Below are 11502 nucleotides of genomic sequence, written 5' to 3' on the forward strand. Positions count from 1 at the left end.
TCATGCCTCCTGGGTCACGGTCGTAGATACGGACGTGTACTCCGCGTGGTCTGCGGTCAGGTTGAGATAGGCCTGCTCCAGCGTGGCTGCCTCATTGGTCAGTTCGAGGATCGGAATGCCCTCGTGCGCGGCGATCCGCCCGATCTCCTCCACCCGCGCGCCTGCGACCGTCCAGAGCCCGTCCTCGCTCTGGACAGGTGCGAAGCCCTTCCCGAGCAGGACAGTGCGCAGCCGGCTCCCTTCCGTGGTCCGCAGCCGGACGCTCGGCTGGATGCGCAAGTCGATGAAGTCCTGCATCGGGGTGTCGGCCAGCAGCCTGCCCCGGCCGAGGACGACGAGGTGGTCGGCGAAGGTCGCGGTCTCGTTCATCAGATGGCTGGAGACCATGACGGTACGGCCTTCCCGTGCGAGCCCTCGCATCAGCTCGCGGATCCAGATGATGCCTTCGGGGTCGAGCCCGTTGGACGGTTCGTCGAGAATCAGCACCGCCGGGTCGCCGAGCAGGGCGGCGGCTATCCCGAGCCGCTGGCGCATACCGAGCGAGAAGGTCTTGATCCGCCGGTGCGCGACGCTCGCGATGCCCGCTTCCTCAAGGACGTCGTCCACGCGCCGCGCCGGGATGCGGTTGCTCACGGCGAGGGCCAGCAGATGGTTTCGCGCGGTACGCGAACCGTGCGCGGCCTGGGCGTCGAGCAGCGCACCGACCTGGCGCAGCGGCTCGTCGAACTCGGTGTGCCGACGTCCGCCGAGGGTGGCGGTACCGTACGTCGGCCGGTCCAGACCGAGAACGATGCGCATGGTGGTGGACTTTCCGGCGCCGTTGGGGCCGAGGAATCCGGTGACCTGGCCGGGCCGCACGCTGAACGTGAGGTGGTCCACGGCGCGGGTCGTGCCGTATTCCTTGGTGAGTTCTTGGACGTCGATGCTGGTCATGTCTCAACCTTCGCCGTCGCACCAGGTCCGGGGCCTCCCCCACCCGGGGAGTTCGTCTCCCCCGTGCGGGGGGAGCGACGGCGATCATGGCGCTGGCACGATAGACGGATGTTCCGTTTCCTCCGCCCGCTGGCCCTGCCTGTCACCTACACACGCTGGCTGCATCTGTGCATCCCCATAGCCTTCGTGGCCATTTGGATGTTCATCGACATGGAGCGGATCTACGTCGTGGCTGTGCTGGCTGTTCCGGTCGGTCTCGTTCCCGCGGTGCGGCTCGAAGAGGGGATGCAGGCCCAGTTGCTGCTGACGCCGCACGAACGGGGCAAGCCGGACGCCTCCATCGCGACCGCGACGGCGGCCACTTGGCGGGACCGTTGGCGGACGGTGCTGTGGCTCGAGGCGCGGCTGCTCCTGTCCGCCGTGGCCACCGCGGCGAGCGTGTGGCTGCCCGTGATCGCGATCGATCTGATCTCGCGCGCGTCAGGCGGCGCACCCACCAACGCCATGGTGGTGGGCACTTGGGAGCCGCACTGGTGGTATGCGCTGCTCGCGGTGGTACCGATCGTGGTGCTGCTCGTCTGCTTCGTCGTGCTCGGTGAATTCGTCACCTTCCTCGCCCGCCGACTGCTCGGGCCGTCCCCGACCGAGCGTCTCAGTGCCCTTGAGCAGCGCACCGAGCAGCTGCTGGAACGCAACCGCATCGCCCGGGAGATCCACGACTCCATCGGGCACGCGCTGACTGTCGCCGTGGTGCAGGCGGGTGCCGCGCGGGCCGCCGGGGACCCGGAGTTCACCGAACGGGCCCTGGCTGCAATCGAGGAGACGGGCCGGGCCGCGCTCGACGATCTGGAGCGCGTTCTGCTCGTCCTCCGCGAGACCGGACAGCCGGTGAGCCAGCGGCCGTCTCTCGAAGAGTCGGACCGGCTGCTGGAGTCCGCACGGGCCTCCGGGGCGAAGGTCGATGCCGAGATGACGGGCCCGCTGGAGCTGGTGCCCGGGCCCGTCTCCCGGGAGGGGTACCGCATCCTCCAGGAAGCACTCACCAATGTGCTGCGCCACTCCGGTCCCGTCCCGGTGCAGGTGCGGATCGCCGTCATCGGGCAGCGACTGGAGATGGACGTGACCAATCCGCTCACCGGCGGCACAGCACCGAGGAGTCAGGGCGGCAGCGGGCTGCGCGGCATACGGGAGCGGGCGGCGCTGCTCGGCGGAGAGACCCGGACCGGACCGTACGAGGGAGAATGGAGGGTGCGCGTAAGGCTGCCGCTGGACGGCCTACGCTGACCGGATGCCGGTTACCGTTCTGCTCGTTGACGACGAACCCCTGGTCCGTGCGGGTCTGCGCGCCGTGCTGGAGGCGCAGCCCGACATCGAGGTGGTGGGCGAGGCGGCCGACGGCGCGGCCGTGGTCCCCCTCGTCCGGCAACTGCGGCCCGACGTGGTCGCGATGGACGTGCGGATGCCGCTGCTCGACGGCATCGAAGCCACCCGGATCGTGCTCCGTACGATCCCTCAGCCGCCGAAGATCCTGGTCGTGACGACCTTCGAGAACGATGAGTACGTGTACGAGGCCCTGCGCGCAGGGGCGGACGGCTTGCTGCTCAAGCGCGCCCGGCCGGCCGAGATCGTGCACGCGGTGCGGCTGGTCGCCGAGGGCGAGTCGCTGCTGTTCCCCGCGGCGGTCCGCTCCCTGGCCGCCGAGTACGGGAATCGCACCGCCCGCGCCGCGATGGAGCGGGCCGCGCTCACCGAACGCGAGGCGGCGGTGCTGCGGCTGATGGCCCGGGGGCTGTCCAACGCGGAGATCGCCGCCGAGCTGATCGTCGGCGCGGAGACGGTGAAGTCCCATGTCAGCGCGGTGCTGGCCAAGTTGGGCGCCCGCGACCGCACCCAGGCGGTCATCGCCGCGTACGAGTCCGGATTCGTGGCCCCTGCCTGACTCCGGCTCCGTCCCGCAGACGCTCGCCGCCGTCGCGGCCAGCGAGTACGATCCGGCAAACACGCGCTCGAGCTGGGAGGACACACGGTGGGGCGGCTGACCGGCGGAGACCCGTCGCTGCTGCGGCGGATCAACTCCGCGGTGGTACTCCATGCACTGCGGGGCGCTGACTCCCCCACGCTCACAGACCTCACCCGGATCACCGGACTCTCCCGGCCGACCGTAGAGGGCGTGACCGAGGGGCTCATCGCGGCCGGCCTGGTCGTCGAGACCCTCCCCGAGGAGGGCGGTGCGCGCCGTCAGGGACGCCCGGCCCGGCGGTTCAGGTTCCGGGCCGAGGCCGGTCATCTGCTGGGTGTCGAGATCGGCTCGCACCGTATCGCCGCGCTGCTGTCGGGCCTGGACGGGCGCATCATCGGCGCGGGGTCCCGGGATGTGTCGGAGACGGCCTGTGCGGACGAACGGCTGGAGCGGGTGCGCGTGCTCGTCGCCGATGTGCTGCGGCGGGCCGGGGTCGCGCGCAGCAGTCTGCGCGCCGTCGGGGTCGGTTCCCCGGGGATCGTGGAGGCCGACGGAACCGTACGGCTCGGGACCGCGCTGCCCGGCTGGACCGGGCTCGCGCTGGGCGAGAGGCTGCGCAGGTCGTTTCGCTGCCCGGTGCTGGTGGAGAACGACGCGAATGCGGCCGCGGTCGCCGAGCACTGGAAGGGCGCTGCGACCGAGTCCGACGACATCGTGTTCGTACTGGCCGGGCTCAGCCCGGGTGCGGGCTCGCTTATCGGCGGGCGGCTGCACCGCGGCTACGGCGGAGCGGCGGGCGAGATCGGAGCGCTGCATCTGCTGGGCCGCGAGGTGACCCCGGAGAAGCTGCTGTCAACGACGGACGAGCCGCTGCACCCGCTGGACGAGCAGGCGGTGGCCAATGTGTTCGCCCTCGCCAGGCAGGGCGATCCTCAGGCGCAGGAGGCGGTCGAGCGTTTCATCCAGCGCCTGGTGCACGATGTGGCGGCACTGGTGCTGGCGCTCGACCCGGAGCTGGTGGTGGTCGGCGGCTGGGCCGCGGGGCTCGACGGCGTACTCGATCCGCTGCGCGACGAGCTGTCGCGGTACTGTCTGCGGCCGCCGCGGGTGACCCTGTCGCTGCTCGGCGAGGCGGCCGTGGCGACCGGTGCGCTGCGCCTCGCGCTCGACCATGTCGAGGAACAGCTCTTCGCTGTCGAGGCAACGGTGACGGCCCGCCGCTGAGCGCGTGCTCGGTGCGACGGGCCGTACGGGACAGAGCCGGATTCAGGAAGCGCGGCGCTCCTCGTCGGGGTGGCTGATCTCCAGGTCACCCGAGTCACCGAAGGTGAGCCTGCAGGTGTCGGCCCGGTAGGTGGCCACCGAGACGGCCGCGGTCCTGCCCTTGGAGACGTACCGCGTGGTGACGACCAGCACGGGCGCGCCCGGCAGCCGGTCGAGCTCCTTGGCGTCGTCCACACGGGCAGAGCCCAGCTCCACCGCCCGGTCCTGGCCCTCGAGGTCGAGGCGCTGGAGCTCACGCAGTACGGCGCGGGCGCGGGCGGGCCCGGACGGCGCGTCGATGGCGGAGAGGTCGGGCACGGACGAGGCCGGGACGTACAGCAGCTCGGCGGCGACCGACTGGCCGTGCGTCACGCGTAGCCTGCGTACGGTGTGGGTCTCTTCGCCCGTGTCGGTGTCGAGCAGCCGGGCCACCGCCAGTGGCGGCACCACCGTTGTGCAGTCGACGGACTGCCAGGGTTCCTCTCCGGCGCCCGGCCAGGTGTGCTCGGTGGTGGAGACGTCCACGCCCATGCGCGGCGGGGCGACGGTTGTGCCGACGCCGCGACGCCGCTGCAACCGGCCTTCCAGCTCAAGTTGTTCGAGCGCCTGTCGGAGCGTGGCGCGGGCGACTCCGAAGCGAGCGGCGAGATCTCGCTCGTTGGGCAGGATCTCCCCCACCGCGAAATCCGAGTCGAGCGCTTCGCCGAGCACAGTCTTGAGGTGCCAGTACTTAGGTTCCGGCACCGATTCCAGCTGCGTGGTCCCCACCCTGATCCTCCGCAATCGCCGTGTCAGCGGCGGCTATTCCGCGCCCTTGTTTATTAAAGGTTCTTGCACTAACTCTGCCGACCATAGGACGGCACTCCCCCTTGGTCAAGACCAATCCTCCGCCGGTTACGCAGCGAAACCAACCGGCTTCGCAGAGCGTTCACAGGACGTTCGTGCCCCCGTGAAACGCAGGCAGCACAAGACCCCGCGCCCCTTTGGGGCACGGGGTCCGACGTGCGGCGACGGGAGCGGCTAGGCAGCAGCCAGGGAGACGAGCTTGTCGGGGTTGCGAATGATGTAGACGCATTGGATGCGTCCGTCCAGAACCTCCAACTGCATGACGCTGTCCGGCTTTCCGGCGGAGAGCACGAGAAGCGCGGACGCGCCATTGAGCTCCACGAAGCGGACGTCCAGCTCCTGGACCGGCTCCTTGGTCACGGCGAACAGGAAGCGGCCGACCTTGTCCGCGCTCTCGATGACCCGCAGCGGGGCCTTGGCCTTGCCGCCGCTGTCGCCGACCAGGCGCACATCGGGCGCCAGCAGGGTCAGCAGCGCATCCAGGTCGCCGCCGGACGCGGCGGCCAGGAAGCGCTCGGTGAGGTCGCGGCATTCGCCGGGGTCGACGTCGTAGCGGGGCTTGCGCTCCTCCACATGCCGGCGCGCCCGGCCCGCGAGCTGGCGCACGGCCGCCTCGGACCGGTCGAGCGTGGTGGCGATTTCTCCGTAGGGGAATCCGAAGGCCTCGCGCAGCACGAACACCGCGCGCTCCAGGGGCGACAGCGACTCCAGTACCACGAGGACCGCGAGAGAGACGGATTCGGCGAGGACGGCGCGCTCGGCCGTGTCGGGGAGGGTGGGCCCGAAGTCCGTGGCGATCGGCTCGGGCAGCCAGGGGCCGACGTACGCTTCGCGCCGCGACTGGACGTGCCGCAGCCGGTCGATGGCGAGGCGGGTGGTGATCCGTACGAGAAAGCCGCGTGGCTCCCGGACGTCGCTGCGGTCGTCGGCCGACCAGCGCAGCCAGGCGTCCTGTACCACGTCCTCGGCGTCGGCCACCCGGCCGAGCATGCGGTAGGCCACCCCGGTCAGCACGGGCCGGTGCTCTTCGAAGACGTCAGTCACGGTGTCTGTTGCCACCCCTCCATCCCAACCGACCGCGCACCGCATGTCCAGGCAGCCTCAACCCGCATGCCCCCTTGAACTGGAAGCTACTGAGCGGTAATTGTTACTGACGAGCCGTCTAAAACGCCTTCACGTGGGCGCCAATGCGCGCACCACCGTGTGGGCGACACCAGGGAGCAGCAAGCATGGCCGCGAAGATCTCGTTCTCCGTCGAGTCCCCCATGGGCAGGCACACGCTGTCCGTCACCTACGAGCGCGCCGGCGAGGGTGAGCCGCTGCTGCTGCTCCACGGCATCGGGCACCACTGGCAGGCCTGGGAGCCGGTCCTGGGGATCCTGGCCGCCGAGCGTGATGTCATCGCCGTCGACCTGCCCGGCTTCGGCACCTCTCCGGCGCTGCCCGACGGCGTGTCGTACGACCTCACCACCGTGGGCTCACTCCTCGGCTCGCTCTGCGAGGCGCTGGAGATCGAGCGTCCTCATGTGGCGGGGAACTCCCTCGGCGGGCTGCTCGCCCTGGAGCTGGGCCGGGAGAAGCTCGTACGGTCGGTGACGGCGCTCTCGCCCGCCGGTTTCTGGACGGAGCGCGAGCGGCTCTACGCCTTCGGGACACTGCGCGCGATGCGGTTCGGGGCGCAGTCGATGCCGCTGCCACTGATCGAGAGCCTGTCCCGCACGGCGGCCGGACGGGCGGCGCTGACCAGCAGTATCTACGCCCGGCCCGGACGACGTTCACCCGAGGCGGCTGTCGCCGAGACCCTCGCGCTGCGCCGGGCCACCGGTTTCCACGAGACCCTTGCCGCCGGGCGCTCCGTCCTGTTCCGCGACGACGTCCCCGATGTGCCGGTCACCATCGGCTGGGGGACGCGGGACCGGCTGCTGCTGCGCCGCCAGGGCATCAGGGCCAAGCACGTCATCCCCGGGGCCCGGCTGGTGCGGCTGCCCGGCTGCGGTCATGTGCCCATGAACGACGACCCCGCGCTTGTCTCGCGCGTCATCCTGGACGGCAGCCGCTGACCGCCTCTCGAACACCCCCGAGCCGAGGACCGCGCCCGCTCCGACCAGCACACCGCCCGCCGCCTGGGCCGGACCGAACGTCCCTGTGCCAACCAGGGGCGCGGTGAGGGCGGCGGCGACGGGGATCAGCCCGGTGAAGAGCGTTGCGCGCTCGGCCCCGATGCGCTGCAAGCCCATGTACCAGGTGACGAAGCCGACGACGGTGACGACAGCCGCCTGCCACAGCAGCGCCAGGGTCTCGCCCTGGTCGGGCGTCCGCACGAAGCCCGCGCCGTCGAGGACCAGGCCGACGACGGTGGACTCGACGGCCGCGATGCCGCAGACGGTGGCGGTCAGCAGCTTGGGGCCGAGCGGTCGCAGCACGGGGGTGGCCAGTACGGCGAAGCCCACCTCGCCGACCAGGGCGCCCACCGACCAGAGGATGCCCGCCGGGTCGGTACGGCCCCAGCCCTGCACGGTGAAGGCTCCGGCGGCGACGAGCAGGGCCCCGTACAGCACGGGCCGGGCGGGCCGACGGCCGTTCAGGAGCGGTACGAGCACGGCGACGATGACGGGCGCGCAGCCGACGAACACGCCCGGAACGGCGGGCTCCGAGGTACGTTCCGCGGCCAGGATCGCCAGATTGAAGCCGACCATGCCGACGGCGGCGAGCAGGGCGAGGCGCCCCCACTGCCGCCGGCTGAGGGCACGCAGCGAAGCCAGCGCCGCCCGGCCGCCGAGCAGGGGCAGAAGGAGCAGACAGGCGAGGGCGTAACGCAGCGCCTGGCCACCCGCGTACGGATAGTCGCCCAGGACGCTGTTGGCGGTGAAGGAGGCGCCGACGAGGGTGTAGGCGAAGGTGACGAGGAGCGCGCCACGCAGGGAGTTCAGGTGCATCTGCTTCCGTCTCACGCTTGTGCGGTCATGAGCCCATCGGCCTTTTGTCGGCCGGGGGTCCGGGGGCTGTCCCCCGGGAATGCGGCATGATGCCGACGCTATGGATCGGTGCGGTCCGGTTTAAGGTCCACTTCCATGACGTCATCGGGGACCACTTCCGCGACCGGCGAGCCCAGCGAGCCCGGGCCGCCCGGCGGGCCTTCCCGGGGTGACTCCTGGAACGCCGCCTGGGAACTGCTGCTGCCCGCGGCCGCCGCCCCCGCCCGGCAGCGCGGGCGCGCGTTGCAGTCGGCGCTGCGCGAGGCGGTCAGATCGGGGCGGCTGGCTGCGGGAACGCGGCTGCCTTCGAGCCGCGAACTCGCCGCCGACCTGCGCGTTTCACGCGGACTCGTCACTGAGGCCTACGAGCAGCTGACGGCGGAGGGCTATCTGCGCAGCGACAGGGGCGCGGGCACCTGGGTCGGGGACGCGGCGCGCGCGGCCGTGCCCGGGGCGCGCGACCTCGCGCCGCGCGCCGCTCCCGGCGCGCTGGTGGACTTCCGCCCAGGGACGCCCGATCTCTCGCTCTTCCCGCGCGCCGCCTGGGCAGCGGCGCAGAAGTCCGTCCTCGCGCGGCTGCCGCACCGGGCGCTCGGCTATCCCGATCCGCGCGGTCTCCCGGAGCTGCGTACAGCGGTGGCCTCGCTGCTGGCCCGGCGGCGGGGTGTGGTGGCCGATCCGGAATGCGTCGTGGTGTGTTCGGGCGTCGCCCAGGCGATGACGGTGCTCGGGTTCGTACTGCACGAACACGGCCTGCGGACCTTGGGCGTCGAGGATCCGGGGAGCCCCGGGCACGGGCCGCTGTTCGCGGCGGCCGGGCTGGACATGACGCAGCTGCCGCTGGACGACGAAGGGCTCGCGACCGGGCCGCTGGAACGGTCCGGCGTACGTGCCGTGGTGACCACCCCGGCCCACCAGTTCCCGACCGGAATCGCCTACTCGGCGCGGCGCCGCGTCGAACTCCTCGACTGGGCGCGGGCCGTGGACGGCCTGATCCTCGAGGACGACTACGACGGCGACTTCCGCTACGACCGGGCGCCCGTCGGCGCTCTCCAGGGACTCGACCCCGAGCACGTCGCGTACACCGGCTCGGTCAGCAAGTCCCTCGCACCAGGGCTGCGGCTCGGCTGGCTGCTCGTACCGGCACACCTCATGGACGAGGTCGTGGAGCGCAAACGCACCCTGGATCTCGGCAACCCCACCCTCGACCAGGCGCTCCTTGCCGACTTCATCGACCGCGGCGGTTACGACCGGCAGCTGCGCCGCTGCCAGCGCGCCTACCGGGAACGGCGCGACGCCCTCGTCGGCGCGCTGACGGAGCACTTCCCGGGCGCCGAGGTCAGCGGCATCGCGGCCGGTCTGCACATCATCGCCCGGCTGCCCGAGCGGTACGGTCCCGAGCCGCGGTTCCTTCAGAGCGCGGCCGGCGCCGGGGTGGCGGTACACCCGCTGGCCGACTACGCGGCGGTGCTCACCCAGGACGCCGGGGTGCGGCTGGTCCTCGGATACGCGCATCTGACGCCGTCCGAGATCGCGCGCGGGGTACGGCTGATGGCGCAGGCGGCCGGAACGGCACGCTGACGGGGTCGACGGGCCGCCGGTCGTGGTCGAACACCACGGGAGAAGTTGTTCACTTGGGGTTCGTGCGACGGCCGCGGCCGGGCGCTAGGCATGGCACGGCACACCCGCCCGACCTGCCCTGGAGGCGCAGCGATGTCGCACCACCCGCGGATTTCGTCCCCCGACCGCCGTTCCCTGCTGCGCGGCACAGTCGCCGCATCGGCGGCGCTGGCACTGCCCGCACTCGGCGCGGCGCCCGCGCTGGCGCTGTCCGGCCGCCCGCGCGCCTCGTGGGGCGTGCAGACCGGCGATGTAACGGCCTCGTCCGGCCTGGTGTGGGTGCGCTCGGACCGGCCCGCCCGGATGATCGTGGAGACGTCCGCGACGGACTCCTTCCGGCGCGCGCACCGCCACCACGGCCCGCTCATAGGGTCCGGCACGGACTTCACCGGGACGACGTCGCTGCGCGGCCTGCCCGCGGGCGAGCAGGTGCACTACCGGGTCACGCTGGCGGACCCCGACGACCCGCGGCGCACCGGTGAGCCGGTGTACGGGACGTTCCGCACGGCTCCCGCGAAGCGCCGCGAGGGCGTGCGTTTCCTGTGGTCGGGCGATATCGCGGGCCAGGGGTGGGGGATCAACCCGGACATCGGCGGCTACCGGGCGTACGAGGAAATGCGCCGTCTCGACCCGGACTTCTTCCTGTGCAGCGGCGACACGGTCTACGCGGACGGTGTGATCCAGCCGACCGTGACGCTGCCGGACGGCCGTATCTGGCGCAACATCACCACCGAGGAGAAGTCCAAGGTGGCGCAGACGCTGGCCGACTTCCGCGGGAACTTCCGCTACAACCTGCTCGACGAGAACGTCAGGCGCTTCAACGCCCAGGTGCCGACGGTCGTGCAGTGGGACGACCACGAGGTGCGCAACAACTGGTATCCCGGCCAGATCCTGGACGACCCGCGCTACACCGAGAAGAACGTGGATCTGCTGGCGGAGCGCTCGATGCGCGCCTTCAGTGAGTACTTCCCGATCTCGACGCTCCCCGCGGGCGGGCGCGAGGGCCGCGTCCACCGGGTGGTGCGCTACGGTCCGCTGCTCGACGTCTTCGTCCTCGACATGCGCTCGTACCGCAACGCCAACTCCCCCGGCCGGCAGGCCGACGACACGCAGGGCATCCTCGGCGCGGAGCAGCTCGCCTGGCTGAAGCGTGAGCTGTCGCGCTCGCGCGCGGTGTGGAAGGTGATCGCCTCCGACATGCCGCTCGGCCTTGTCGTCCCGGACGGCGCGGCGAACTTCGAGGCGGTGGCGCAGGGCGATCCGGGTGCGCCGCTGGGTCGTGAGCTGCAGATCGCCGAGCTGCTGCGGTTCATCAAGCACCGGCGGATCACGGGAACGCTCTGGCTCACCGCGGATGTGCACTACACCTCGGCGCAGCACTACGCACCGGAGCGTGCGGCCTTCAAGGACTTCGCGCCGTTCTGGGAGTTCGTCTCGGGCCCGCTGGCCGCCGGCGGCTTCCCGGCCAACGCGCTGGACGCCACCTTCGGTCCGGAGCGCGTCTTCGTCCGGGCGCCGCAGCGGGCGAATGTCTCGCCGATGGAGTCCCCGCAGTATTTCGGGGAGGTCGACATCGACGGCGGAAGCGGTGAGTTGACGGTGCGGCTGCGGGCGGAGGGCGGAACTGTCCTGTTCAGCAAGGTGCTTCAGCCCGGGCGAGTGGGCCAGTAGCTGATCCGCCCCGGGCTCCCGCCCGATCGTCAGTGGTGCGATCCAACGTCATTTCCATGACGCGATCAGTGCAGGCACTGGCCTACGCCCGACCGTCCGCCCTCGAGTCCGCAGGGGGCGGACGGCTCCTCTGCCTGGAGACATCGGGCGGACTCGCACCGACCCGCCCAGGCCGTCGCCGGGCCTGTCGGGAGCGGGACGGTGAAGCCCAACCGGCTGGCCGAGTCTGCCCGT

Annotated in this window: 9 protein-coding genes and 1 pseudogene; 6 read left to right on the forward strand and 4 right to left on the reverse strand. The window is 71.5% G+C overall.

Going from position 1 to position 11502, the window contains the following annotated elements; all coding sequences use genetic code 11:
- Positions 1-933 (reverse strand): ATP-binding cassette domain-containing protein, encoded by a 933-nt coding sequence (locus ACZ3H8_RS18595; RefSeq protein ID WP_467403032.1) that lies wholly within the window; start codon positions 931-933, stop codon positions 1-3.
- Positions 934-1041: 108 nt separating this feature from the next.
- Between ACZ3H8_RS18595 and ACZ3H8_RS18600 the strand changes: the two genes are divergently transcribed.
- From ACZ3H8_RS18600 to ACZ3H8_RS18610, 3 genes are all read left to right on the forward strand, one after another.
- Positions 1042-2217: a sensor histidine kinase gene (locus ACZ3H8_RS18600; protein WP_467403034.1), complete on the forward strand. Its 1176-nt coding sequence runs from the start codon at positions 1042-1044 to the stop codon at positions 2215-2217.
- A 4-nt stretch (positions 2218-2221) separates the two neighbouring features.
- Complete coding sequence (locus tag ACZ3H8_RS18605) at positions 2222-2872, forward strand: response regulator (protein ID WP_467403035.1); 651 nt, start codon at positions 2222-2224, stop codon at positions 2870-2872.
- A gap of 87 nt (positions 2873-2959) precedes the next feature.
- Positions 2960-4117, forward strand: a complete 1158-nt coding sequence (locus tag ACZ3H8_RS18610) for an ROK family transcriptional regulator (protein ID WP_467403037.1) — start codon at positions 2960-2962, stop codon at positions 4115-4117.
- A 42-nt stretch (positions 4118-4159) separates the two neighbouring features.
- Here ACZ3H8_RS18610 and ACZ3H8_RS18615 read toward each other — a convergent pair whose 3' ends face one another.
- Both ACZ3H8_RS18615 and ACZ3H8_RS18620 read right to left on the reverse strand, forming a co-directional pair.
- Positions 4160-4924, reverse strand: coding sequence for a GntR family transcriptional regulator (locus tag ACZ3H8_RS18615; RefSeq protein ID WP_467403039.1), 765 nt, complete (start codon positions 4922-4924; stop codon positions 4160-4162).
- A 252-nt stretch (positions 4925-5176) separates the two neighbouring features.
- Positions 5177-6061, reverse strand: a complete 885-nt coding sequence (locus ACZ3H8_RS18620; RefSeq protein ID WP_467403041.1) for an RNA polymerase sigma-70 factor — start codon at positions 6059-6061, stop codon at positions 5177-5179.
- Positions 6062-6231: 170 nt separating this feature from the next.
- Between ACZ3H8_RS18620 and ACZ3H8_RS18625 the strand changes: the two genes are divergently transcribed.
- Positions 6232-7062 (forward strand): alpha/beta fold hydrolase, encoded by an 831-nt coding sequence (locus ACZ3H8_RS18625; protein ID WP_467403043.1) that lies wholly within the window; start codon positions 6232-6234, stop codon positions 7060-7062.
- Positions 7063-7146: 84 nt separating this feature from the next.
- On the opposite strand, the pseudogene ACZ3H8_RS18630 reads toward ACZ3H8_RS18625, so the two are convergent.
- Positions 7147-7938 (reverse strand): annotated as a pseudogene (locus ACZ3H8_RS18630) (DMT family transporter); the annotation flags it as partial.
- 135 nt (positions 7939-8073) lie between these two features.
- Between ACZ3H8_RS18630 and pdxR the strand changes: the two are divergent.
- On the forward strand, positions 8074-9558 hold the full coding sequence (gene pdxR, locus ACZ3H8_RS18635; RefSeq protein WP_467403045.1) for a MocR-like pyridoxine biosynthesis transcription factor PdxR: 1485 nt from the start codon (positions 8074-8076) through the stop codon (positions 9556-9558).
- A gap of 132 nt (positions 9559-9690) precedes the next feature.
- Positions 9691-11268: an alkaline phosphatase D family protein gene (locus ACZ3H8_RS18640; protein WP_467403047.1), complete on the forward strand. Its 1578-nt coding sequence runs from the start codon at positions 9691-9693 to the stop codon at positions 11266-11268.
- Positions 11269-11502: the final 234 nt, after the last annotated feature.

This window comes from Streptomyces sp. NPDC002868 (genome assembly GCF_055563295.1).